Origin of the sequence: Streptomyces sp. NBC_01549 (genome assembly GCF_026339955.1) — a bacterium.
Lineage (GTDB): Bacteria > Actinomycetota > Actinomycetes > Streptomycetales > Streptomycetaceae > Streptomyces.
This window is the reverse complement of record NZ_JAPEPW010000002.1, coordinates 548,508-573,157: the sequence shown is the minus strand read 5'-3', so window position 1 is coordinate 573,157 and position 24,650 is coordinate 548,508. Positions and strand designations below refer to the sequence as shown.

At 72.0% G+C, this 24,650-nt stretch carries 21 protein-coding genes and 1 pseudogene; 12 read left to right on the top strand and 10 right to left on the bottom strand.

The genetic code is table 11. The features are described from left to right. Positions 1–6: 6 nt before the first annotated feature. Positions 7–726 (bottom strand): DUF4255 domain-containing protein, encoded by a 720-nt coding sequence (locus OG819_RS37200; protein WP_266653506.1) that lies wholly within the window; start codon positions 724–726, stop codon positions 7–9. A 133-nt stretch (positions 727–859) separates the two neighbouring features. Next, positions 860–1,522, bottom strand: coding sequence for a response regulator transcription factor (locus OG819_RS37195; protein ID WP_266653504.1), 663 nt, complete (start codon positions 1,520–1,522; stop codon positions 860–862). 189 nt (positions 1,523–1,711) lie between these two features. Between OG819_RS37195 and OG819_RS37190 the strand changes: the two genes are divergently transcribed. Beyond that, the gene (locus OG819_RS37190; protein ID WP_266653502.1) at positions 1,712–4,546 is read left to right on the top strand and encodes an AAA family ATPase; all 2,835 of its coding nucleotides are present in this window, start codon (positions 1,712–1,714) and stop codon (positions 4,544–4,546) included. A gap of 15 nt (positions 4,547–4,561) precedes the next feature. Here OG819_RS37190 and OG819_RS37185 read toward each other — a convergent pair. Next, positions 4,562–9,910 (bottom strand): annotated as a pseudogene (locus OG819_RS37185) (hypothetical protein); the annotation flags it as partial. Positions 9,911–10,333: 423 nt separating this feature from the next. On the opposite strand from OG819_RS37185, the gene OG819_RS37180 reads away from it, so the two are divergent. Next, the gene (locus tag OG819_RS37180; RefSeq protein ID WP_266653498.1) at positions 10,334–10,678 is read left to right on the top strand and encodes an SH3 domain-containing protein; all 345 of its coding nucleotides are present in this window, start codon (positions 10,334–10,336) and stop codon (positions 10,676–10,678) included. Between the two features lie 59 nt (positions 10,679–10,737). Next, positions 10,738–11,121: an SH3 domain-containing protein gene (locus tag OG819_RS37175; protein WP_266653496.1), complete on the top strand. Its 384-nt coding sequence runs from the start codon at positions 10,738–10,740 to the stop codon at positions 11,119–11,121. A gap of 37 nt (positions 11,122–11,158) precedes the next feature. Here the strand turns inward: OG819_RS37175 and OG819_RS37170 are convergent, their stop codons facing one another. The 3 genes from OG819_RS37170 to OG819_RS37160 form a co-directional block, all read right to left on the bottom strand. Beyond that, entirely contained in the window at positions 11,159–11,626 is a 468-nt protein-coding gene (locus OG819_RS37170) for a peroxiredoxin (protein ID WP_323139398.1), read from the bottom strand. Further along, the gene (locus tag OG819_RS37165) at positions 11,623–12,003 is read right to left on the bottom strand and encodes a MauE/DoxX family redox-associated membrane protein (RefSeq protein WP_266653494.1); all 381 of its coding nucleotides are present in this window, start codon (positions 12,001–12,003) and stop codon (positions 11,623–11,625) included. Before OG819_RS37165 ends, OG819_RS37170 begins: the two co-directional genes overlap by 4 nt. 112 nt (positions 12,004–12,115) lie before the next feature. After that, the gene (locus OG819_RS37160; protein ID WP_266653492.1) at positions 12,116–12,694 is read right to left on the bottom strand and encodes a TetR/AcrR family transcriptional regulator; all 579 of its coding nucleotides are present in this window, start codon (positions 12,692–12,694) and stop codon (positions 12,116–12,118) included. A 248-nt stretch (positions 12,695–12,942) separates the two neighbouring features. Between OG819_RS37160 and OG819_RS37155 the strand changes: the two genes are divergently transcribed. Further along, entirely contained in the window at positions 12,943–14,397 is a 1,455-nt protein-coding gene (locus tag OG819_RS37155; RefSeq protein WP_266653490.1) for an MFS transporter, read from the top strand. Between the two features lie 48 nt (positions 14,398–14,445). Beyond that, on the top strand, positions 14,446–14,937 hold the full coding sequence (locus OG819_RS37150) for a hypothetical protein (protein WP_266633394.1): 492 nt from the start codon (positions 14,446–14,448) through the stop codon (positions 14,935–14,937). Positions 14,938–14,967: 30 nt separating this feature from the next. Here OG819_RS37150 and OG819_RS37145 read toward each other — a convergent pair whose 3' ends face one another. Together OG819_RS37145 and OG819_RS37140 are read right to left on the bottom strand one after the other, a co-directional pair. Further along, positions 14,968–15,435 (bottom strand): hypothetical protein, encoded by a 468-nt coding sequence (locus OG819_RS37145; protein WP_266633396.1) that lies wholly within the window; start codon positions 15,433–15,435, stop codon positions 14,968–14,970. A 209-nt stretch (positions 15,436–15,644) separates the two neighbouring features. Continuing rightward, positions 15,645–16,559, bottom strand: a complete 915-nt coding sequence (locus OG819_RS37140) for an EamA family transporter (RefSeq protein WP_266653488.1) — start codon at positions 16,557–16,559, stop codon at positions 15,645–15,647. Positions 16,560–16,627: 68 nt separating this feature from the next. Between OG819_RS37140 and OG819_RS37135 the strand changes: the two genes are divergently transcribed. Continuing rightward, a complete protein-coding gene (locus OG819_RS37135; RefSeq protein WP_266653486.1) occupies positions 16,628–17,485 on the top strand; it encodes a LysR family transcriptional regulator in 858 nt (285 codons plus the stop codon). Positions 17,486–17,711: 226 nt separating this feature from the next. Here OG819_RS37135 and OG819_RS37130 read toward each other — a convergent pair whose 3' ends face one another. Beyond that, positions 17,712–18,143 (bottom strand): hypothetical protein, encoded by a 432-nt coding sequence (locus OG819_RS37130; protein WP_266653484.1) that lies wholly within the window; start codon positions 18,141–18,143, stop codon positions 17,712–17,714. Between the two features lie 988 nt (positions 18,144–19,131). On the opposite strand from OG819_RS37130, the gene OG819_RS37125 reads away from it, so the two are divergent. Next, positions 19,132–20,202 carry an NAD(P)-dependent oxidoreductase gene (locus tag OG819_RS37125; protein WP_266653482.1) on the top strand — a complete coding sequence of 357 codons (1,071 nt, stop codon included), beginning with the start codon at positions 19,132–19,134 and terminating at the stop codon, positions 20,200–20,202. Continuing rightward, positions 20,199–20,828, top strand: coding sequence for an HAD-IA family hydrolase (locus OG819_RS37120; protein WP_266633404.1), 630 nt, complete (start codon positions 20,199–20,201; stop codon positions 20,826–20,828). The genes OG819_RS37125 and OG819_RS37120 overlap by 4 nt, the downstream gene beginning before the upstream one ends. A 17-nt stretch (positions 20,829–20,845) precedes the next feature. Here the strand turns inward: OG819_RS37120 and OG819_RS37115 are convergent, their stop codons facing one another. Next, a complete protein-coding gene (locus tag OG819_RS37115; protein ID WP_266633405.1) occupies positions 20,846–21,178 on the bottom strand; it encodes a carboxymuconolactone decarboxylase family protein in 333 nt (110 codons plus the stop codon). Between the two features lie 222 nt (positions 21,179–21,400). Between OG819_RS37115 and OG819_RS37110 the strand changes: the two genes are divergently transcribed. Genes OG819_RS37110 through OG819_RS37095 form a run of 4 tightly spaced genes read left to right on the top strand, consistent with a single transcriptional unit; the run spans position 21,401 to position 24,641 of the window. Continuing rightward, positions 21,401–22,051 carry a GntR family transcriptional regulator gene (locus OG819_RS37110; protein ID WP_266633407.1) on the top strand — a complete coding sequence of 217 codons (651 nt, stop codon included), beginning with the start codon at positions 21,401–21,403 and terminating at the stop codon, positions 22,049–22,051. Between the two features lie 48 nt (positions 22,052–22,099). After that, positions 22,100–22,849: a PIG-L deacetylase family protein gene (locus tag OG819_RS37105; protein ID WP_266653480.1), complete on the top strand. Its 750-nt coding sequence runs from the start codon at positions 22,100–22,102 to the stop codon at positions 22,847–22,849. Next, positions 22,846–23,556: a 4-carboxy-4-hydroxy-2-oxoadipate aldolase/oxaloacetate decarboxylase gene (locus tag OG819_RS37100; protein WP_266653478.1), complete on the top strand. Its 711-nt coding sequence runs from the start codon at positions 22,846–22,848 to the stop codon at positions 23,554–23,556. The genes OG819_RS37105 and OG819_RS37100 overlap by 4 nt, the downstream gene beginning before the upstream one ends. After that, positions 23,553–24,641: a 4-oxalomesaconate tautomerase gene (locus OG819_RS37095; protein WP_266653476.1), complete on the top strand. Its 1,089-nt coding sequence runs from the start codon at positions 23,553–23,555 to the stop codon at positions 24,639–24,641. Before OG819_RS37100 ends, OG819_RS37095 begins: the two co-directional genes overlap by 4 nt. Positions 24,642–24,650: the final 9 nt, after the last annotated feature.

The window sequence follows — 24,650 nt, the reverse complement described above, 5'->3', positions numbered from 1 at the left end:
GCGGGGTCACTTCGCTCGCTTCTCTCCGTCTCGATCCTCCGCGACCGGGTGGTCCCCGGCCGGGAGATCCGTGCCCGCGGCTGTGTCGGCCGCGGTCGTGGACGCCAAGTGCCGTGGCCGATGCCGTCGTTCGGACGAACCCTCCAGGGTTCCGTCCATCCCGCGTACGCGTACGCCGGCGCCCTCCGTGACCGGCGGCCCGGCGTCGTACTCCGGGAACGACGGGAACGGCGCGGTCACCACCAGGTCCAGCGACGGCTTCAGCTCGCCGCCGAGCGCGGACCAGATCTCCGCGAGGGACCGGGACTCGGTGTGCAGATTCGCCACCGAGAGCGGCACGGACAGCCCCAGCGCGGCCAGCGCGCCGGGCAGTGCGTGCGGGGGCAGGATCTCGTGGGGGAGCAGCGTCGCCAACACCGCGGACAGCAACCGGTGTTCGTCCTGTGGCTGCTTGGTCCAGGCCGTCACGAGATACGACAGCCGGAACCAGCGGGGCGGTTGGCGGCGGCGCAGCACGACGCCGCGTTCGTCCCGCACGGCCATGGCGCCGCGCTCACGGCGCCGCACATCCTCCCGGATGTCGTACAAGTAGGCGTTGATGGCGGGCGCGTTGCGGCGGGCGGCCCACTCCCGGCTCGGCGCGTCGAAGGCGACCTCGATACCGGAACCGTCCAGCGCCCCGCTCCTGAGCAGCCCTTTGAGGACCTCGTCCACCTCGTGAATCACCGTCGTGCTCCCGCCGTGCCGTCACGTACCGCCGCGCACCAGCCGTGGGCCGGCCGCGTACCCGCTGTGTACCCGTCTGCTGTGAACCGTCCGGTACCTCGCCCGACAGGCCCCGTGCGATCGACCGTCCGCCTCAGATGTAGCCTTCCCTGAGCGCATAGGCCACAGCGTGCGCGCGATTGCGCAGATGAAGCCGGGTGGTGAGCCCGTGCATCACGTTCTTGACGGTACGTTCGGAGTAGGAGAGCTTGCTCGCTATCTCCCCGGTGTCCAACCCCTCGGCGACGAGCCTCAGCACATCGATCTCGCGTGGCACGAGGCCCGAGAGCGGCACCCCGGGCTGGCCGGACGCGGTGCGCTGGAGCGATCCCACCTGAGTGATGAGGCGTCCCAGCAGATCCGCGGGCAGGTCCCCGTCGCCCCGTGCGGCCGCGAGCACGGCCTGCACCAACCGGTGCGCGCTGGCCTCGTGGCGCCAGACGATGGCCCCGACACCGCACTCGATGACATCGAGGAGCTCGGCCTCACGGATCGCGTTCACCACGAGCACGGCACGCGCCCCGTCGCTGCGCACGAGTCGGCGCAGCCGGGACAGGGTGGTCTCGTCCGGCCCCTCGTTGACCAGGACGGCCACCATGCCGGGCCCGGCCTCCGCGCTGTCGAGGAGTTCGATCACCGCGTGCTGCCCCAACTGGCTGCGCACCCCCGCCCGGGAGATCGGGTCGGGCGCCTGGACCACCACCGGTATGCGATTTCCGGAATCCACCGCGCCGGTGTCGGCGGGCCGCTGTGACACGCCTGCGTCAGTGGTCCGTAATGAACTGCGCAACCGCTTCTCCCAAATCCACGTGCTGGTCGCCCCTGTGTCGCCAGTGGCCGAAGGGCTTGTCCCAGACTTCTGTGCCTGGCGTGCCTCGCGCAATCGTGGAGGACCACGAGACGTACCACGAGATCGATCATGAAACGTCCACGACAGGAGACATCGATGGGCGAGGCCGAATCGCTGCGGGAACGCCGCGAGGCCCTGGAGCTGGTGGCCGCCGAGGCGGACCGCGCCTGTGCCGGGGCCGGCCGTCTGGTGCTGCTCAGAGGGGCCACCGGCACGGGGCGCACCACTCTCCTGGAGGCCACGGCGGCGCAGGCGGCGGCCCGTGGCATGCGGGTGCTGCGGGCCCGCTGCTCGCCCGACGGCGAGGCCGGGGAGTTCGCGGCGGTCCTCCAACTTCTCTCATCGGCCGATCAGTTAGACGCCGGGAGTGAGCTGTTTCCGGACGTTTTCGACGACAACCCGCACCACTGGTCCTACGCCGAACACCTGTGGAGGCGGCTGCGCTCCCATGCCGCCCGGGCCCCGCTGCTGCTGGCGGTGGACGACGTCCACTGCGCCGACGAACCCTCGCGCCGCTGGTTCGTCGACGCCGCCCGGCGGATCGACGCACTGCCCGTCCTCCTGGTGGCGACCGAGCGCAGCCAGTACGACATCGACCCGCCGTCCGCCGGTCTGGCCCACGCGCTCTCGCCCACCCTGGTGCGCACCCACACCCTCGCCCCGCTGAGTGCGAACGCGGCCGCACAGCTGGTCCGTTCGGATGTCGGCGCCGCCACACCGGCCTGGGTGGACGACTGCGTCCAGGCCGGCGCGGGCAGCCCGCTGCTGCTGCGCGCCCTGCTCGACGACCTCCGCGCACAAGAGCCGGGCGGCGCGCCCCCGAGGAGCGTGCCGGACACCTGTGCCGCCCTCTACCCGGGCGCGTATCCGGCCGCCGTCTCCTGGTGGCTGGACAGCGCCGGAGAAACGACGGCGGGGGTGGCCCGCGCCCTCGCGGCTCTGGACGCGGACGTGTGGGAGGAGGGCCACGCGGAAGAGTTCGCCGAACTGCTCGCCCGGATGGCGGGCGCGGACGCCGCCCGGGTGCCCGGCTGGTTGACCGCCATGACCCGCCTCGGCCTGCTGCGCGCCGATCCCGACGGGCGCCCGCGCTTCGCCCACCCGCTGCTGCGGGACGCGGTGCTCAGCGGCTGGCCCACCGCCCGGCGGCAGGCTGCGCACCGTACGGCGGCCGAAGTGATGCTGGGCCGGGGCGACCGCGCCGAAGCGGTCGCCGGACAGCTGTTGCGGACCACGGCGGTCGGCGCGGCCTGGGCCACCGTGGCGCTGCTGGACGCCGGGTCCGTCGCGGTGCGGGACGACCGGCCCGACGAGGCCGTGTCGTATCTGCGTCGTGCCCTGGACGAGCCGTTGACGCCCGTCCGCCGGACCATGGTGCTCACCGAGCTGGGTTCCCTGGAGTTCGCCGCCGCCCGCTCCTCGGCCGGGATACCGCGGCTGACCGAGGCGACCCGGCTGCCGGGCATGCCGCAGGACCGGGTACGGGCGGCCGTGGCCCTGGGCACCGTACTGGCCCGGCGCGGCAAGGCGCGCGCCGCGATGGACGTCCTGCGGGGCCTGGACGAGCAACTGACCGACCATCCGGACCTGATACGGCTGCTGCAGACCGCCTCGGCGCTGCTGTCGGACCACGACCAGGGCACCCGCCAGGAGGCGTACCGCTGGCTGCACGGCACCGCCGAGCGCTCCCCGGACCTGGTCGGAACGGCAGGTCAGGCCCTCCTGGTCCGCTATGACGCGACGGCCGGGCTGATCCCCGCCGCCACGGCCATGAAACGGATCCACGCCCTGCTGGACGAACCGACCGACGCGCTCGCCGAACCCTTCCTGCTGGGTACGGCCGCCGCCGTCGCGCAGTGGGCCGACGAACTGGTGGAGGCCGAAGGACTGGTACGCCGAGGACTGGACCGGCAGAGCCCGTCCCTGTTGCACCCCATGCACCTGGCACTGCTCAACGTACGGGCGGACATCGCCGCGACGCGCGGACAGTACGCCGATCTGCTCGCCGAACCGGCGGACTGGCAGGCAACCGCGGCCACCCGCCGCCGGACCGATCCCGCCAACGCGCACGGCCACGCCGTGATCGCCCTGGTCGAGACGGGCCGCACGGAGGAGGCGGCTCGGCTCGCCGACAGCTTCGCCCTGGGGGACGCGCACGACTCCTGGGAACTCAATCGATTCCTCTACGCGCGGGGCGTGTTGCGGTCCGCGCAAGGGGATCACGCGGGCGCGCTCGACGACTTCCTGGAATGTGGTCGCCGGCAGACGGCACGCGACGTGGTGAGCCCCGTGGTCACCCCCTGGCGGACCGCGGCGGCCGAGTGCCGCAGCGCCCTGGGCCGTCCGCAGGAAGCCCTGGCCCTGGCCCGCGAAGAACTACGGCTCGCCCAGGTGTGGGACACCCCCCGGCTGGTGGGCCGGGCGCTGCGCGGGCTCGCCACCGCGACCGGGGGCCGCCGAGGTCTGGAACTCGCCGACCGTGCCGTACGCATCCTGCGGGACGCCTCCGCACGGACCGAGCTGATCCCCGCGCTGATCGCACAGGGGCGTCAGCTCGTCGCGGCGGGGGACCGGAGCCGGGCCCGCGACGCGCTGCGTGAGGCGGCCGAGCACGCCGAACGGTTGGGCGCGGTACGGATGCGGGCGCTGGCCGAGGAGGCCCTGCCCGAAGGCCGTTCCCGCGGCTCGGCGACCGCCCTCACCGGATGGGAGGCGCTGACCGGCAGTGAGCGACGGATCGCCGCCCTCGCGGCCGACGGGCGCACGAACGTCGAGATAGCGGAACTCCTGCACCTGGCCCGGCGCACCGTCGAGACCCATCTGACCAGCGCCTACCGCAAGCTGGGCATCCGCCGCAGGGCGGAGCTCACCGCGGTGATCGGCGAGCGATCGACGGATCCGGCGGAGCCGGTGGAGGAGCCGGGCGGCTGACACGCTCCCGCATCAGGACCCGAGGCGGCCGTCCGGGTCGTGGAGCTTGGCGTGGTTGGACGGGTCCTGGAGCATACGGCGGGCCACGGGCGCCGGGATCCGTAGGACGACCGGAGTGGGAACGGTGAAGTCCCGCACGGCGACGGACGGGGCGCCGGAGCGGCCCCGGTCGGTCACCCGGGCCACCACCCGCACGTCCAGGGTGAACTGCACCAGCGTCGCCTCGAACTTGGGCTTGTGCAGGGGCATCGAGCCGGACCCGTGGGCCGAGGTGTCGGTGGCGCCGCCGACCTGGTCGGCGTTGCCGAGGAGCTGGTTCATCCGGAACTCGTCCGCGTTGAGCACACCGGCGCCGCCCAGCCCCCGTACCGACTTGTTGTGCTCCACCGCCTGCTGGTGGTCCGTGCCCGTGGGCCGGGGCGCGTCCAGGGCGCTCTGCGCCACCGTCTCGAAGGTCATCTTGTCGCCGACACCCAGCACGCGGCCGGCGCGTAGCCGTGCATGCAGTGAGGTCCGCAGATCCTGCCCCTGCGCCCCGGAGGCGTGCACGACGGGAAGGTCGACCCCCGCCGCGGTGAGCAGTGGCAGGGCGGAGATCAGCCACTCGGTGGACACCGCCTCGCGCTGCGCGTACGCCGCCGCGTCGCCCGTCCTGCGGTAGCGCTCGCCGCCGTGCGCCGCCCGTACCGCGTCGTCGATCACCCGGCGGATCTCGGGGGCGCCGCGGAACCCGTTGACCTGCGCCTCCATCGGCAGGGTGACCCCGCGGCCGTGCCAGGGACCCAGCCGGCTCGCTTCGGCGTCGTCCGGCCGCAGGAACGTCTGTCCCCCCTCCGCGCGCGGCACCGGCCGCAGCCGCGACAGCGCCTCGAGGTCCTTGACCAGAACGCGGTGGACCAGGGACTGTCCGCCGAGGGTGGCGAGGCTCACCCGCCCACGGGACGAGTGCAGTTCGAGGGTCGCCTCGATCGGCACCCGCATCCTGACCGAACGGGCGGAGGCCTCGGCGACGGTCTTCATGCCGAGCTGCCCCCTCCCCACGGTGGCCGATTTCGTGACATCGCTGACGCCGACGCCGAGTCCGCCGGAGCCGCCGACGCTCTTGAGCGGACCACCGCCGCCCTCCGGCTTGCCCGCACCGGCCACGACGCCCTCGACGGCACGCGTGTCGCTCGTCTCGCGGGTGTCCGCCCGCTGTGCGGCGGCCGAGGTGATGTATTCCATGTCGCGGCCGTCCTTCGCCTCGCCCTCGGCCGTGCCCTGCCGGGTGCGGCGTACCCGGAACACCGCCCAGTACGGCGTGTCGCGGCCGCGGAACAGCTCGACGGGCACCCCGCCGTCCATGGCCCCGGAGAGCAGTCCGGCCGACCCGTCACGGTCCAGGACGCGCAGCAGCCGCTGCGTGTTGTCGTGCGGATCGGCCAGTTGCCGCTTCGGCAGCAGTTCCTCGGCGAGGGACCGGTCACGCCGCCCGACGGCGGCACGCAGCCGCTCCAGCAGCGGGACGAAGTCGGGCAGTTCCTCGATCATGCCGAAGCCGAGCGGCAGTTCCCGGGCGAGGGTGGGCGCAGCCGGGGCGGTCGTGCGCGACGACGACTCCCCGCTCCGGGACGCCTCGGTCCGCTCCTGGCCGGCCTTCTCCCTGCCCTTGGACTCCGCGCCCTTGGACTCCGCGCCCTTGGACTCTGCGCCCCGGCGTGCGGATTCCCCGTGCGAGGACGTCTGCCCGGCGGCCCCGGGAACGCGCAGGCCCACGGCCGCCAACTGCTCCTGGGTCAGCCAGACGGCGGCCGCGGCGGGCAGTGTCCGCTCGCCCTTCGCGACGTACGGGCCGCCCCCCGTGACCTTGACCTCGCTGACCATCCGGACCACCAGGTCGCAGTGGACCAGATAGAGGGGCCGGGTGCGCGGGGTGTGGGCGTTGCGTTCGACGGTGCCGCTCAGCGTCGTCGCCGTCGCGGCGCTCCGGCCCACGCTCCGGCCGACCGAAAGGCCCTCGCCCAGCCGCCAGTCGGCGCCGTTCTCCGAGCCGAGGGCGCCACCCTGCACGGTCGTGGAGGTCGCACTGCCTTCCTGCCCAGTCATCTGGTGACCGCCGAGCAGGAACGTCTCGGTACCCGCCCCGGTGCCCTCGGCGACCACCTCCGGGTTGGTGAGGGCGAACCGTGTACCGACCGCGCCGTCGAGAGCGCGGAGCCGGCGCGGGTACCGCAGGTTCTTCACCACCCACCCGGAGGACACCGCCTGCCGCAGCGCCGAGGTGATGGCCTGCGGACTGAAGCGTTCCTCGATCGCCAGCCGCGGCGCGAGGCCCTCCGTCTGCAGCGCGAGGTCCTCCCGAAGCTCCCGGTTTCGGCCCGCGGCCTTCGACAGGAGCTCGAAGGCGAGGTCCCGGATCGGTCCGCCGCCTCCGACGGTCTCCACCAGCGTCCAGTCCCGGACCGCCCGGCCCGCGAGCGAGCGTGGCGCCATGGTCGACAGATCGCCGATGCCCGACGCGGTGAACTGCCGCTGCGGCGGCGCGAGTCCGGCGGTACGCCTGCGGGTCCTGGCCGTCAGCCGGTCCTTGCCGGCGGTGTCCAGGGTGAACGCGGTCGGGGTGAGCAGCCGTACGTCCTGTTCGGCCAGGTCGAGTGCCTCGGTGTCCGCGGTCGAGGCGATGTGCACGGCCTCGGGTGTGTCCCGCCCCGGCGTGCCCGGGGTGAGGGCACGTCTGGCGGTCCGCTCCCGTGTGGTCATGGTGACATCCACGTCGAGGCGCAGGGCGCCGCCGAACACGCTGGTGTTCTCACCGCCGTTGGTGAGCACGTCGGACCGTGTCGCCGGACCCCCCTGGTTGCGCCGGGAGCTCTGCCGGGTCCGTTCGCCGCGCACCGTGGCGGACAGCGCACCGGGGATCAGCCGGAACTGGCCGAGCGCCAGTCCGCCGATCGACCGTGAACTGGACCTGCCGCTCTGCGAGTTGCTGGTGACGCCGCTGTGGCTGCGCACCAGCCAGTCCTTCGTCTCCCCCCGGTAGCCCGTCTCGCGCAGGGCGCCGACGACCTTGATCTGCACGTCGTGCGCGTGCCATCGGCCCTTGCGCCGCATCCGGACCCGGATCCCGGAGGAGAGCAACTGGTCCTTGTTGACCCGCAGGTTGGTCTCCGAGAGCACGGTGAGCAGCTCGCGGTAGTTGCGCCGCTGCACCTCGCCCTCCTCGCGGCTCACCCCGGTCCCCGATCCCGCGCCGAACGAGGGCAGACAGCCCGCGAGACGCTCGTCGGTGGCGAAGAGCCGCTCGATGCCGGAGAGCAGGGGAGCGGTGTCCAGCTGGCTGATCGCCACGCTCGATCCCATGGCGCCGAACGGTAGATGGCGCTCGGTGTCCGGACCGGCCGACGACCCGGCTTCGGCCTCGTCCCGCGATTCTCCCTCCTTCCTCGGGTCGAGCTTCTTCCCGTCGGTGTCCGCGGTTCCCGGCTCCTTGACCATGGGGCCCGCCGTGACGCCCTCGGGCAGTTCGAGGCCCAGCGACCGGGCCTCGTCGGCGCGCAGGCTGACCCACACATCCATCGAGTGCTCGGCCGTGCGGGTCCCGGAGCGCACCTTCATGGCGGGGGAGAGCGGCCCGGTCCCCTCGACGCTGAACCGCACCTTGCCGAGGTAGAGCACCTTGTCGCCCCTGACCTCGGCGCCCTGACGGCTCGACACCGTCTGCTCGGCCACCGAGAACCGTGCCTTGCGCGCCCCGGCCGTGGGCATGACTGTCGCGCGCACCGCGGCGGCGCTGCCCAGCACGCCGAACCCCGCCGCCGGGCCCGCGCCGAAGGTCCCCCCACGGCCCTTGGCCGCCGTGTGGGACACCGAGTGCTGCGCCTGCTGGTGCGTACGCAGTTGGGTCTTGCCGGTCGTCCAGGCGGGCGCCAGGGCGGTGAGATCGGCACGCATCCGGTAGGTGCCCGTGGCGCTGCCGTCCTTGGAGGCGAGATCCTCCCCGATCACCCAGCCGCTCAGCAGCCGGGGCAGGTCCTCCAGGACGGTCGTGGTCGAGGTGGCGTCGTGGAGCCGGGCCCGCCCCGGCGCACCACGGGAGGTCAGGGAGGGGTGCAGTACGGAGCGGACCGTGTCGAACAGCCCGCCGCCGCCCGGATGAGAGGCCGCCGCGTCGTCCAGCGCGACCGGGGCCAGCGAGTCCGCGAGCCGTACGCGCCGCGCGGTCCGTGTGTCGAGGGGGCGCTGCCGGGCGGGTGCCTCGGCGGTGACGGGCACCAGGTGTTCGGTGGGTACCCGCATCATCAGGGATCCGGCGCCGCTGAACGTCCGCGCCCGCTCGCGCTGCCCCTCGTCCTGGGGCTGTACCCGTACGCCGTAGCGCACCTGGCGCCGCATGTCGCCGGACCCCTTGTCGCTGCGCAGCACCCGCGGTTCGGACATGGTCTTCTGCACACGGGAGTCGGTGGAGGACTGGAACGGCTGCGCGTTGGCCATGACCGCCCCGCCGAGCCAGACGCCCGGGACGACCGGCGCCAGCCCGAACGCCATGAAGTTGACGCCCTTGCTGGACGAACCGCCCGAGGAATGGCTCACCACACCCGAGGTGTTGTGCTGGGTGTCCACCTTGATGGTGGCGCCCTCGGCCGTCCGCGCGCCCTGGGCGGCCTGCCGGGGGTCGACCTCGGTGCCGGTGCCGGTGCCGGTGCCGGTGCCGTTGCCGTCCCCACCGTCGTGATCGTCGGGTTTTTTCTTGCCCTTGCCCTTGCCCATGGCACCCTCCGGGGAGACGAAGGTCTCGGGGAGGTCGGTGCCGTCCCGGGAGATGGTGACGGTGACGTCGTACCACCCCTTCCCCTCCGGGCCCTCGACGGCGAAGGAGCGGCCCTGGCCGTAGAACGTCTCCGGCCGCCCGGCCAGCTCCTCGCGGATCTCGGCCACCGTGCCGTCGGACCGTCCGACGACCGTCGCGAGGGCGGTGGACACGAACTCGTGACCGGTCAGCCCGTACGCCGTGGAGAGCCCCGCCGCCCGTAACTCCCGTAGATACGGCGGCAGTCCGAGCGGCGGATGGGAGGAGCCGGTCCGGGTACCGGTCGGCCGGGGGACCGACCGGCGCGTGACCGCCCGACGGGGGCGCTTGGTGGCGGCGCGCGGCCGGCCGTTCTCGGTGCCCTCCTCGGACTCCTGCGCTGTCTCTTCGACCGCGGGAAGCACCGCGGGCAGCCGGGTGGCGGCACCGTTCTCGGGCAGTTCTTCGAGGGTGGGCAGGACGGCGGGCGCGGGTCTGGGTGCCGGGGTGGCGCCCGGCACGCCGTCGGCACGCAGTGCGCGCACCGTCGCCGCGTTGCCCGCGGCCTGTTGCAGGGCCAGCAGTGCCTGTGGAGTCATCCCCGGGCCGGTCGTCGGGGACGCCAGGTGCGGCGCCACGACCTCGGCGCCGTTCCTGGCGGCCGAGGGCGTGTCCCGGCCGCCGGGTCCCCGGCCGTGGTCCCCGGCCCTGCCGTTTCCGGCCGATCCATGCCGCTGCCTACGCACAGTGAGCCATTCCCGTCATGAGGGCCGCCGTCCCGCCCCCATCGGATTCGTCCGCTCGGGAGCGTAACCACCGCATCGGCCCCACAGGGAGCAAGATCATGGACTCGGACAGATGGCCGCCCACCGAAAACCACAGGGTCGACCGCAGTACACCCGCGCTCCATCTTCGGCCGCGGTGCGCTCACTTCGAACACGGTGGAATGGCATTGCCGCCGCACTCCCTCGGCGCCCAGTGTTGCGGGGAAAGCGAAACACCGCACACAGGGGGAATCTCTCATGCGCCGTATTCCGGCCGTCATCACCACGTGCGCCGCGACGCTCACCTTCCTCGCCCCGGCCGACCTGGCCGCCGCCACACCCGCCGCGCCCGCCGAGCAGTCGTACACCGTCGTGCCCTACGAGAACGTCAACGTCCGCCAGTTGCCGACGAAGGACAGCGCCTACCTGGCCACCCTGACCGCCGGTCAGTCCTACACGGCGTACTGCTGGACCCACGGGCAGACCATCACGGACCACGGCTACACGAACGACATCTGGATCGGATTCGCCGACGGATTCAGCAGCGCCGTCTATTTCAAGGGCGACCAGTACGCGAATCTGCCGGCCTCCGCCCAGTGCTGAAGGCGGCGGAATTCACCGGAATTCACTGTGATCATCCCTCCGTGCCAGGGAGTTCAGCCATGAGTATCCGACGCAAGGCCGCCGCCGTCCTCGCCGGAGCCGTGCTCGCCTGCGGCCTGCTGACCGCGGGAACCGCCTCGGCCGCGGCGCCGACCGGGCGCACGGCGCAGTCCGGCTACGCGACGTACCCCGTCGTCCCCATCGTCGACGCGCCCACCCGTTCCGGTCCCGGCAACGGCTACCCCGCGATCGGCACACTCCGCCCCGGGTACAGCTACCCCGCCCTCTGCTGGCTCTCCGGCGAGACGGAGGTCGACCACGGTTCCACGAGCCACATCTGGATCTACGTCTCGGGCGGTGCCGGCATCGGCAACGGCTGGGTCAGTGCCCTGTACCTCCGCGGTGACGAGCGGGCCGACCTTCCGGCTTCGGCACAGTGCTGACCCGAGGAGCCGTCAGCCGATACGGGGGAACCGAAGTTCAGTCCTGATGGGCCCGCAGCGCGGCGAGGGCCCGGTCCGCGTGGGCGCTCATCCGCAGCTCGCTGCGCACCACTTCCAGGATCGTGCGGTCCTGCGCGATGACGAACGTGACCCGCTTCGTGGGCGCCAGGGAGAAGCCCCGCTTCACTCCGAACCGCTCGCGGACCGTGCCGTCCACGTCGGACAGCAGCGGGAACCCGAGTGTGTGACGCCCGGCGAACTCCTGCTGCTTGTCGACCGCGTCACCGCTGATGCCGACCGGCCGCGCACCAGCCGCGGTGAACTCGGCGGCCAGATCACGGAAGTGGCAGGCCTCGGCGGTGCAGCCGGGGGAGAGGGCGGCGGGGTAGAAGAACAGCACGACCGGTCCCTCGCCGAGCAGCTCGGTCAGCTTTCGCTGCGTGCCCGTCTCGTCCGGCAGGGCGAAGTCCTCGACCTTGTCGCCCACATCCACACCACGCGTCATGACTGACCCTTCTCGCCTTTGGCAACGCTGCGTGCCCACAGCACAAGGGGCACCTGCAAGGGGAGTCGCGCGATGGCCGCGGCCTTCTGCGGTGCGGGACGCCGGCGCCAGTCCACGGCCATCTGGACGTTGGCGGGGAACACCCCGACGAAGAAGGCCGCGGTGGCCAGCGCGGCCTTCCGCCGTGTACGGGGCGCCGCCACCCCGGCGGCGAGCGCCAGTTCGGCGACACCGCTCGCGTACGTCCAGGCCCGGGGTGGCCCCGGCAGCGCCTGCGGAATGGTCGCGTCGAACTGTCGTGGCGACACGAAGTGACCGACACCCGCGGTGGCCAGCAGGCCGGCGAGCAACAGGGCTGAGCGTTCCGACCGTGGCACGGTTCCTCCTCCAGGGGCCTGCCGCGAGATGTTACTGGAGGGTAGGAGCGGAGTTGACGACGGGCGGTGGACGACGGGGCGCGCGAAGGGTCCCTCGTGCCTCGGAGTGATGTCAGCGCGCGGCGCGGACGCCGTCGAGCGCGACCGTGAGAACGCGGTCGCGCTGGGTGTCGTCGAGGAAGTTCGTCGAGGTGATTCCGGCGACCATGCGCAGCAGATCGTCGAAGGTCATGTCCACGCGCGCCTCGCCGGCCTTCTGTGCCCGCTCGAACAGCGGGCCGCCCGCCTGGTACATCGAGTCGCGGCAGGTCAGGAAGATCTCCGACTCGTTGTCGAGCGCCTCGCGGATGGCCCGCTTGGTCACGGTGTAGTCCACGAAGCGCCGCAGCCACGAGGCCAGCGCCTCCCAGGGCTCCCGCTCGGCGACTTCCAGGGCCATCCGGCACAGGGTGTCCACCTCGTCCGCGTATACGCTCTCGAAGAGGTGGCGGCGGGTGGGGAAGTTCCGGTAGAGGGTTCCGATGCCGACGCCCGCGCGTCGGGCGATGTCCTCCAGGGACGCCTCCGCGCCGTGTTCCGCGAAGGCATCTCGCGCGGCGACCAGCAGGGCGTCGTAGTTGCGTGCGGCGTCTTTGCGGTGCGGGCGCCGGGACGCCGCGATCCCGCTGACGGGGAACGGCTGAGCCGTCACTTGGTGCCTCCCGGCCGAGAAGAAGGTTGAAGCGGAGGCGTGCCTCCGCTACAGTGGAGGCACACCTCCACTTTAGCAGTCGGGGGGTCCGTTCCCCATGGTTGCGTGCGGCCGCACGCGCCGTCGGCGCGCTCGCACCCCCTGTGACCTCGAACGGGTCGTGCGCAGCCCGCCCCCGCTCCCTGAGTGGCCGTTCCGCTTGCTCTGTTCGTTCCGTTCTTTTCCGCTCTGTTCGGAGAGGCTTTTTCATGCCCCGGAAGTCCACCCGCCTCACCTTCGCGGTCCTCGCGACCGGTGCGGGCGTGTTCTCCATGCTCCAGTCGCTGATCGCGCCGGCCCTGCCGACCGTCCAGCACGCCCTGAACACCTCGCAGTCCACCGTGACCTGGGTGATGACGGCATACCTGCTGTCCGCCTCGGTCTTCACCCCGATCCTCGGCCGCGTCGGTGACCTGGTCGGCAAGAAGCGCACCCTCGTCGCCGTCCTCGTGACCGTGACGCTCGGCTGTCTGCTCGCCGCGTTCGCGCCGAACATCGGCGTGCTGATCGTCGCCCGGGTCGTCCAGGGCATAGGCGGAGCGCTGTTCCCGCTCTCCTTCGGCATCATCCGGGACGAGTTCACCGCGGCCGAGGTCGGCCCCAGCATCAGCAATCTGTCCGCCGTGATCGCCGCCGGCGGCGGCGTCGGCCTGGTGGCGGCCGGTCCCATCGTGTCCGCACTCGACTACCGCTGGCTGTTCTGGCTGCCCGTCGGTGTCGTCGCGGTCACCACGCTGATCGCCCTGCGCTACGTCCCCGAGTCCCCGAGCCGGGCCGAGGGACGCGTCAGCTGGCTCGGTGCCGTGCTGCTGTCGGGCTGGCTGGTCGCGTTGCTCCTCCCGCTCAGCCAGGCGGGCCAGTGGGGCTGGGGATCGGCCCGGGTGATCGGGCTGTTCGCCGCCGCCGTCCTGCTCTTCGCGCTGTGGCTGCTGGCCGAGGCGCGCTCCCGCACCCCGCTGATCGACCTGCGCGTCATGCGGCTGCCCGCGGTGTGGACCACCAACACTGCCGCGCTCCTGTTCGGCGCGGGCATGTACGCGATCTGGTCCTTCCTCCCCGGCTTCGTACAGACCCCGAGCTCCGCGGGGTACGGCTTCGGCGCCAGCGTCACCGCGGCCGGACTGCTCATGCTGCCGATGCTGCTCGCCATGTTCTGCTCGGGCGTGCTCAGCGGTCGGCTGGAGCCCGTCCTCGGCGCCAAGAAGCTGCTCACGACCGGTGCCGCGCTCGGTGCGGTCGCCTGCGGCTTCCTCGCCGTGTGGCACGACCAGCAGTGGCAAGTGGCCTTCGCCGCGGGCATCTTCGGCCTGGGCATCGGACTCGCCTTCGCCTCGATGGCCAACCTGATCGTCGGCAGCGTGCCGCCCGAGCAGACCGGCGCCGCGACCGGGATGAACGCCAACATCCGTACCATCGGCGGGTCCATCGGCGCGGCCGTGACCAGTGTCCTGGTGACGGGCCGGCTCCAGCCCTCGGGCCTTCCCTACGGCTCCGGCTATACCCACGGGTTCACCCTGCTCGCCCTGCTCTGCCTGGCCGCGGCGCTGGCCGCCCTGCTCGTGCCGGTCCAGCGCGCGGGCCGGCTCTCCGCCTCGGCCCGAGCGGACGCCGACTCCTCGCGTACGGCACCGGAGGCGGCCGTCGCTCCCGGCGTGCGGAGCTGACCCCGACCGGGCTCGGTGTGACGACGCTCGGTGTGACCGCGTTGATGCGTGAAGATGCTTGTCGGACAGGGGTACGGCTCCGAATGGGCGGCGCGTTCACCCGACTCGGTGAGCGGTATCACGGGCGCGTACCACCGGCGCACGCACCGCCGTTGCTCCGACATGGACAGCACTCACACGGCCCGGCGCTACGCCGAGCTGACGGACGGGCGTCTGGGCCGGCCGCCGGACTACGCCCAACTGGTCGCGGAGTGGCGGGCCAAGGGCCGGGTGGTTCCGGAGCACCGCGAGGGGGTGGCGGTGCTGTGGGCCTCCTTCGCCGCCTCCAGTCCCTTCGAGGGCGCGGTGTCGCCGGTCGACTCCTGGGCGGAGAGGCGGGACGAGGAGGCCGCCGGACCCGTAGCGGCCGAATCCGAAACCGTATCCACCGGCTTCGTACCCGCCATCCCCGTATCTACCGGCTCCGTACCCGCCATCCCTGTGTCCACCGGCTCGGTACCCGCCGTTCCCGTACCTCGCGGCCTGCTGGGCTGCTGGTGAACCCCTCCGCGCGCTGCCGCGGAGCGAGGGTCACCCTCCGGGCGGTGGTGCCAGGACGGCGAGCGTCCCGTTGGCCCGCTGCAACGCGAGTTCCAGGGGGACGGCGGCATGCAGGGCCCCGGTCCCGTCGGGCGGAATGAGCCACTCCAGGGACCGCGCGGAGCGGTACGGCGGTGGTACGGCGACCCACGAGCCCTTTCCCGAGTGGCGGAGTCCGGATCCGACCCAGCGGCTGGCCGGGTCCGGCGGCAGGAAGAAGCCCACTCTCCGGGCCGTGGTGTCCACCAAGGTGGGTCCAGGGGCGCACAGCGGGTCGTCCCACAGGATGTCCAGGGCAAGCAGACCGAGTTGCTCGGGAACGCTGAGCAGGTCCCAGAACCGACCGGCCTCCATGAGCACGGTCCCCGCCCCCTGATCCCACTCCCGCTTGCAGGCCCGGGGGTCCGAGGCGGCTGCCGCGAGCCACTCGACACCTTGCATCCACATCACATCCGGCATGGACAACTCCAGAGCATTCGCAGGCCGTCTGACCAGGCGTGGAGCGGCGCACTCGGATATGGATCCCGCACCCGGGCGCCCCCCCGGCGTGTTCATGCTGGTAGCTATTTCTATGCGGCGGAAGGGGTGGCGTGGTCTGGCGTTTTCGCCGAAACGTTCTTCTGGAGAGGGTCGTGGCTCAGAGGTCCGTCAGGTCCGTGACGTGTCCGTCAACTTTGTCCACCTCGTGAAGCGAGGATGCTGAGCGCGTTGGCCGCGACGACGGCGCTGATGGCCGCCCACTCCGTCCAGTCCAGGCCCTGGCCGAGGGTGACCCACCCGACCAGACCGGCGAGGACGGGATTGACGCTCATGAAGAGGCCGAAAGCCGGGGCCGGGACACGGCGCAGGGTGAACAGGTCCGCGAGGTAGGGCACCGCTGAGGACAGCACACCGGCGGCCACGGCACAGCCGACCGCCGTCGGCGTCGGAGGATGCCGGACGGCGACGGCGACGCCGGCCGGCAGGAACAGCACGGCGGAGAGCCCGGCGGCGGCAGCGGACCCCGCCGCGCAGGGGATGCGGCGGCCGACGGTGCGGTTGAGCAGGATGTACGACGCCCAGCAGGCGGCGGCCAGCAGTCCCAGGCCCATTCCGAGGAGGTCCGCGGAGGGGCGCGGACGCATCAGCGTGACGACCCCCGCCGTGGCGATCACCGCACAGCACGCGTCCACCCGGCGGCGGGACGCGGCCAGCCCGATGCAGAGCGGGCCGAGGAACTCAAGGGTCACCGCCAGCCCCAGTCCGATGCGGTCGATCGCGGTGTAAAGGGACAGGTTCATGGCCCCGAACACCAGCGCGAGCAGCACGACCGGCCACCACTGTCTCCGGGTGAACGTCCGCAGCCGGGGGCGGCCCACGGCCAACAGGACGACCGCGGCGACGTACTGGCGTACGGCGACCACGCCGACGGGGCCGAGGACGGGGAAGGCCAGGGAGCCGATCGCGGCACCGGTCTGGTTGGACAGGCCGCTGGCGACCATGGTGACCACGCCGGCCGGGCGCGTGCCGCCGGGCTTCGCGGTCGTGGGCGGCGAGGGAGCGCGACGCGCGGTTTCTACCGGGCGGGCGGAGGCTGCGTACATGTCTCGATGCTGGGCGGCCGGGGCACTTGCGCAAAATGCATCAACCGATCGATCTATACGCTTGAGTGATGGATGTGGAGCTGCGGCAGTTGCGCTGTCTGGTCGCGATCGTCGACGAGGGCACGTTCACCGACGCCGCCATGGCGCTCGGTGTCTCCCAGGCCGCCGTGTCCCGCACGCTGGCCTCGCTCGAACGCGCCCTCGGGGTGCGGCTGCTGCGGCGCACCTCCCGCGAGGTCACTCCGACGGCGACGGGGCTGCGTGTGCTTGCGCATGCCCGGCGGGTACTCGGCGAGGTGGCCGACCTGGTCCAGGAAGCCACGTCGGGGCGCGTCTCGCTGCGGATCGGGTACGCCTGGTCCGCGCTCGGCCGTCACACCCTGGCGTTTCAGCGCGACTGGGCGCGAGCGCACCCCGAGACGGAGCTGCGGCTTGTCCGGGTCAACTCCGCCACCGCCGGCCTGGCCGAGGGGGCCTGCGACGCGGCCGTGGTGCGCAGACCGCTGGACGACCGGCGGTTCGACTCCGCGATCGTGGGGCTGGAACGGCGGTTGTGCGCCATGGCCGCCGACGATCCGCTGGCCGGGCGCCGCTCGGTGCGACTCACCGACTTCGGCGGACGTGTCCTGTTGATCGACCGCAGGACCGGCACCACCACGACGGAGCTGTTTCCGCCCGACTCGCGACCGGCGACCAGGGACACGCACGATGTCGACGAATGGCTCACCGAGATCTCCACGGGCCGCTGTGTGGGCATGACGGCCGAGTCCACCGCACACCAGTACCCGCGTCCCGGCGTCGTCTACCGGCCGGTGCGCGACGCCGAGCCCGTCGCGGTGCGACTCGCCTGGTGGCGGGACGATCCGCACCCCGCCGCCTCGGCCGCCATCGAACTGCTGACGGAGCTTTATCGCCGAGCCGTGTAGTCGGCCCCGGTGCGCGTCGGGTGCGCCGTGCACCGGACATCATCACGCCCCCGATCGGTTCTGTCGCGACGGTACCGGGACCGTGGACGACCGCCGGCGCAGGTCGTGCAGACGCACGCCAGCGGTCCCGTGTCGCTGGTGCGACACGGGACCGCTGCAGAAGACCAGCCGGTTGTGGCGAGATGACGGGTCGTCAATCTTCAGGTGTCAGGCGTGACCACTGGGGTCAGTGCCCACCGCCACCGCCGCCGCCGTGACCGCCGCCACCGCCGCCGCCGTGGCCGCCGCCACCGCCGCCGTGACCGCCGCCGCCGTGGCCGCCGCCACCGCCGCCGTGACCGCCGCCACCGTAGCCGCCACCGCCGTGGCCGCCGCCGCCGTAGCCGCCACCGCCGTGGCCGCCGCCGCCGTAGCCGCCACCGCCGTGGCCGCCGCCGCCGTAGCCGCCACCGCCGTGGTCGCCGCCGCCGCCGTAGCCGCCACCGCCGTGGTCGCCGCCGCCGCCGTGGTCGTTGTCCCAGTTGCTGTAGGAGTAATCGGACGAGTGATCCGAGTGGGAGCTGGTTGCGCTGGCGATGCCGGCTGTGCCGAATGCCAGGGCCAGAGCGGCGAACAGGCTGCCGAACAGCCGGAACGTCCTTGAGGTGATGATCCGCATGGTGCTTTCCCTTCCCGGGAGCGTAGACAGGTGCTAGCGCTGCACGGCCGCGGTGACGTCGGCACCAGTAGTAAGGCGCTAAAACGTTCGCGAAAGGGTCCGGTACATCGGCCTTGAAGGTGACGGGATTCGCCATCGCCGAATCACGCGCTGAACGCGCGGCATCGGACCCACCTGGGCTGCTGAGTGCAGCGAACCCCGTGGTGGGGTGCCCGTCCGTCTGTTAACCGACGACCGGTTTGTCGTCGGTCGGGATGTAGTCGGTCGGGATGTTGAGATTGTTCGTCTTCTCACCAGCCAAAACGTCTGTTTTCTGTTCAACCCGTACCCAACCTACGCATGTGGGTACATTGAAGTCAAGCGGAGCGGGTGGGCCCCAGGGGCACGCGAAGTGGGCGGTGGCGCCATGGGTAACTGCCTTTACTTCCTTTTGGCGTTGAGCGACTGACGCCCGCCCAGGTCGAGGCTGGTCACAGCGGTCCCGGCCGTCGTCTTCGGCCCGCACGGCGCACGACGCGCGGCCGGCTCGACCCACCCAAGGAAGCGGATCCGACGTCGAGTTGGCATGCCCCGGGGTGGATCCTCGACGATCCTCTCCTCAGGCCACCGACGCCTTCGGTATCCGCTGAGTGAACCTCGCGCCCTTACCCGGCCCAGGAGATGATGCGCTGACGTCTCCGCCCTGAGCGCGGGCGATGCGGATCCCGTCGTCCGTGATGGGGGGGGCGACGGCATGTGGCCAGGGGCCGGTGTCGCCGTATGCGGAGATCGGCTGATACGGCGTGGCGGTGCCCCACACGCACCGCGTGACACTCCCCGGTCACCGAGAGTGGCCCCGATGAGCTCCCAGCGTCTTCTGCTCGCACCGACACCGCTTTCCGAGGGCCCGGTTGCCTGGCCATTTCAAACGGGTCATCCTCGACGCGCACGCACAGCACTGTCGTTTTCCGTATGCCAAGGCCGGGTCGTGCACCCCGAGGAGAAAGCCGTGAACGCTTTGCCACCCATTCAGGGGCAACAGGACTCCGCAGCGGCGACCGGTGAGCGCGCCAGGCCGATGGTGATCCTGTGCCCCGCACCGCAGAAGACCGAGCGCATCTTCACCCCGGAGACGCTGCGTCGGCTCCGCGCCGACTTCCACGTCGTCGACCTCGACGGCGAGCCGGACAGCGCCCTCGACGCCTGCCTTCCCGACGCGTTCGCCGTCGTCGGCCAGCCCGACCTGCCCCGGGAACGACTTCGGCGAGCCGGCAAGCTGCGCGCGCTGCTCAACGTGGAGGGCAACTTCTTCCCCAACGTCGACTACGAGACGTGCCACGAACAGGGCGTACACGTCCTGGGAGCCGGTCCTGCCTACGCCCAGGCGGTCGCCGAACACGCCCTCGGACTCGCGCTCGACCTCGCCCGCGGCATCAGCCGCGAAGACCGCGCCTTCCGCGCCGGCCGCGAGACCTATGTCTCCACCGGCACGGAAGACTCCATCCTGCTGCGCCACGCCAGCGTGGGACTGATCGGCTTCGGCAACCTGGGACGGGCACTGCACCGGCTGCTCGTCCCGTTCGCCCCCACCCTCCGGGTCTACGACCCCTGGCTGCCCGACTCCGTGCTGCGCGAGCACGACGTCCTGCCGGCCTCCCTCGCCGAGACCCTGGCCGCCAGTCAGTTCCTGTTCGTCCTCGCCACCGTCACCGGCGAGAGCGAACGCCTGCTCGGCCCGGCCGAACTGGACACCGTCCCGCCCGGCGCACGCCTCATCCTGGTCAGCCGGGCGGCGGTCGTGGACTACGACGCCCTGCTCGACCGCGTACGCGGTGGCCGCTTCCTCGCCGGTGTCGACGTCTGGCCCGAGGAACCCGTCCCCGCCGACCATCCCGCCCGGAGCCTTGAAGGCCTAGTCCTCTCCGCGCACCGGGCCGGTGGCATCCCTCAGGCGTTCACCGAGATCGGCCGCATGGTCCTCGACGATCTCGCCCTCATCGCCCGGGGCCTGCCACCGGTGCGGATGCAGGTCGCCGCCCGCGAGCTCGTCGGCCGCTACCGCAACCGGCCCGTCTCATGACCGTCATCGTCACCCGCGGGCTGCTCTTCGACTCCGACGGCGTGCTGGTCGACTCCGACGCCAGTGTGGTGTCAGCCTGGAGCCGCTGGGCGGAGAGGTACGGCCTCGACCCCGCGGAGGTCACCGCCATGGTCCACGGCCGCCGCTCCGCCGACACGGTCGCCGCCCTCCTGCCCAGCCACCAGGTCCCCGCCGCGCTCGCCCTCATCGACCGCTACGAGGTCGAGGAGGCCGCCGACGTCACCGCGCTGCCCGGAGCAGCGGGGATGCTCTCCTCGTTGCCACCCGGCACCTGGGCCGTGGTCACCTCGGGTGTCACCGCCCTCGCCACGGCCCGCCTGGCCGCCGCCGGCCTCGCGATCCCGCCGGTCCTCGTCACCGCCGACATCGTCACCCACGGCAAGCCCGCACCCGAGGGGTATCTCACCGGCGCCGCCCGGCTCGGCCTGGCCCCCTGCGAGTGCACCGTCTTCGAGGACGCGCCCAGCGGAATCAGGGCCGCCAGAGCAGCCGCCGTCGGCGCGGTGATCGGCGTCGGCCCGCGCAGCCACGGCCTCGACGTCGACACCACCATCGACGACCTCAGCCACGCCCGCTTCAACGACGGAAGCCTCTACCTGGAGTGAGGGTCAGGACGACGTCGTCAGGCGCGGCTCCGGTTCTCCGCCTCGGCGTCGGCGACCGCGATCGTGATGCCGAGTGCTTTGGCGATGTTCCCGGCTGCCGTCATGACACGGGCGGTGCCCACGATGGGGGCGATGGCGACCAGGACGTCCTGCAGTTGGTCGGCGGTGAGGCCGGCCTGGAGGGCGGGGTCGATGTGGGCGACGTAGGAGATCGGCGGAGCGTCCGAGGCGGCGAGGGCCGCGATGCGGGTGAGCATGAACGTGTCCTGGGTCAGCCCGCACCGCTCGATCGAGTCGACCGTCATCGCGGCGAGGGTGTCCAGTACCGGAGTTTCAGATGCTGTGGCCATGGCGGTTCGTCTCCTGTTGGTGTCCTGAGGGGGATCGGCGGACGGAGGAAGGGGATCCGTGTCTCGGTTGAACGTCCCCTGCTCGACCGTAGATGCGTTTCTCGCGGATCGCCTGTCGACCGGAGCGCCGGCGAAGTATGTCGGCAACATGGGAAACAAAATTGTTGACAATCTTGCTGGGCTGGATTTAGGTTCGACAGGCACTCACTCAGGGAGGGCGCGATGCCGAAGGAAGCCGGCCCAGGCACCGGCGAGCAGGCCAAGCAGCACGCACTGGTGCAACTGCGGCAGGCGATCCTGCACGGCGAGATGGCACCGGCTCAACGGCTGGTGGAGAACGAACTCGCCGAGCGGTTCGGCGTCACGCGGGCCAGCGTCCGGGCGGCGCTGATCGAGCTGGAGTCGGAGGGACTGGTCGAGCGGATCCGCAACCGCGGCTCGCGGGTGCGGGTGGTGACGGTCGAGGAAGCGGTGGCCATCACCGAATGCCGCATGGTGCTGGAGGGCCTCTGCGCCGCCAAGGCGGCCGTCGGGGCGAGCGAGGGCCAGCTGGACCAGCTGACCGACCTGGGCACGGCGATGTCGAAGGCGGTCGCCAATGGCGAGCCGGTGGTCTACTCCCAGCTCAACCACGAACTGCACGACCGGATCAGGGAGTTCTCCGGCCAGCAGGTCGCCGTGGAGCTGCTGGAGCGGCTCAACGGGCAGCTGGTGCGCCACCGTTTCCAGCTCGCTCTGAGACCGGGGCGTCCCCAGCGGTCCCTGAGTGAGCACCTGGCCATGATCGAGACGATCAGGGCCCGGGACCCGCAGGCGGCCGAAGCGGCCGTCCGTACCCACCTCGCGGGAGTCATCGACGCACTGCGCCAATGACGTCGCCGGGGTGGGTCAACCGGCCTGTCCACCAAGGAGATTTGAGCAATGACGCACGGCAAGGCGCCCACCACCCCACGATCGACACGCGTCATCACCGCGCACGCCGGGGACTTCGTCTGGCGGGCCGGGGGCGCCATCGCCCTGGCCGCCTCCCGTGGAGAGAAGGTGACCATCGCGTGTCTCACCTTCGGGGAGCGCGGTGAGTCCGCCAAAGCCTGGCGCGAGGGCAAGTCGCTGGAGGAGATCAAGGAGATACGCCGCGCCGAGGCCGAGGCGGCGGCCTCGACCCTGGGCGCAGAGGTGCGATTCCTCGACGCCGGCGACTACCCCCTGCTCGCGACCCAGGAGCTGACCGACCAGCTCGTACGGATCTATCGCGACACCCAGCCCGACGTGGTCCTGACCCACCCCCTCGACGACCCCTACAACGGTGACCACCCGGCCGCCGCCCGCCTGGCCCTGGACGCCCGCGTCCTCGCGCAGGCCATCGGCTACCCCGCCGAGGGCGAAGTCATCGGAGCCCCGCCGGTGTTCTTCTTCGAGCCGCACCAGCCGGAGATGTGCGGCTTCAAGCCGGAGGTCCTCCTCGACATCACCCCGGTCTGGGAGACCAAGCGCAAGGCCATGGAATGCCTGGCCGCCCAGCGGCACCTCTGGGAGTACTACACCGACCTCGGCAAGCGGCGCGGCGTACAGCTCAAGCGCAACGCGGGCCCCAATCTCGGCCTGCCCCACGCCACCTACGGCGAGGCCTACATGCGTCCCTACCCGCAGGTCACGGAGGAGCTGGCATGAGCGGCCTGATCGTCACCAACCCGCCACGCGCCCGCGCCGAGGACGTCGAGGCGCTGGGCGACTACGGCGTGGCCACGATCCACGAGGGCATGGGCCGCACCGGCAGCCTCGGCCCCGAGTTCCGGCCCGTCCAGCAGGATGTGCGCATCGCGGGCACCGCGGTCACCGCCCTGTGCTGGCCCGGCGACAACCTCATGATCCACGCGGCCGTCGAGCAGTGCCGCGAGGGCGACGTCCTCGTCGTCACCACCACCTCGCCCTCCACCGACGGCATGTTCGGCGACCTCTTCGCCACCGCGCTCCAGTACCGCGGGGTGCGCGGTCTGATCATCGACGCCGGGGTGCGCGACACCGCGGACCTGCGCGCCATGGGTTTCCCCGTCTGGGCGACGGCCGTCTGCGCCCAGGGCACGGTCAAGGCCACGGCCGGCTCGGTGAACGTACCCGTCGTGCTCGGCGGCCAGGTCGTCCGTCCCGGTGACGTCATCGTCGCCGACGACGACGGCGTGGTGTGCGTACCCCGTGAGCAGGCCGGTACGGCCCTCAAGGCGGCCGAGGCGCGCACCGCCAAGGAGAACGCCTCCCGGGCCGCCTTCGCCGAAGGGCAGCTGGGCCTGGACCGCTACGGCCTGCGCGAGACCCTCGCTCGGCTGGGGGTGAGCTACCAGGACTACGAGGAGCACGCGCGCAACGGATCCCTGTCATGAGCACCGGCGAGGAGCTGCGCTGCATGCTGATGCGCGGCGGGACCTCGAAGGGCGCCTACTTCCTGGCCGAGGATCTGCCGGCCGACGCCGGGGAGCGCGACGACCTGCTGCTGCGGGTCATGGGCAGCCCCGACCCCCGGCAGATCGACGGCCTCGGCGGAGCGCACCCGCTCACCAGCAAGGTCGCGGTGGTCTCCCGCTCCCAGAGCCCCGGCGCGGACGTCGACTACCTCTTCCTCCAGGTGGGGGTGGACCGGGCCGAGGTCTCCGACCGGCAGAACTGCGGCAACCTCCTGGCGGGAGTCGGCCCGTTCGCCGTCGAACGCGGGCTGGTCGCCGCCCGGGACGGGCACACCGCGGTACGGATCCGGATGGTCAACAGCGGTGACCACGCCACGGCCACCTTCCCCACACAGGACCGGCGGGTCTCCTACGCGGGGTCGGCCGAGATCTCGGGTGTGCCGGGCGCCGCCGCACCCGTGGTGATCGAGTTCGAGCAGGGCAGCGGCCCGCTGCTGCCCACCGGGCGAGCCCGGGACATCGTCGCGGACACGCCGGTGACCTGCGTGGACAACGGCATGCCGACCGTGCTGATCGCCGCCTCGTCCGTGGGGGTCACCGGCTACGAAAGGCCGCGTGACCTGGAGGAGGACCTGACCCTGCACGACCGGCTCCAGCGGATCCGTCTGGAGGCGGGCCTGCTGATGGGCCTGGGCGACGTCAGCGGGACGACCGTGCCCAAGCTCAGCCTGCTGGCGCCGCCCACGAACGGCGGCGCGGTCATGACCCGCACCTTCATTCCGGTCCGCTGCCACACCGCCATCGGCGTCCTGGGAGCCGCCAGTGTCGCCGCCGGGCTGCGCATCCACGGCGGCGTCGGCCAGGACGTCGCCCGTCTGCCCGAGAACGGCGGACGGCTGCGCATCGAGCATCCCACCGGATTCCTCGACATCGAGAGCGAGATCGACGACGGCTTCTCGGGGGCCGCCCCCGTGGCCCGCCGTACCGCCGTCGTCCGCACCGCACGCAAGATCTTCGACGGTACGGTCTTCCCCCGGCCGGCCGGAGCCGCACATCACTCTTAAGGAGGCCTG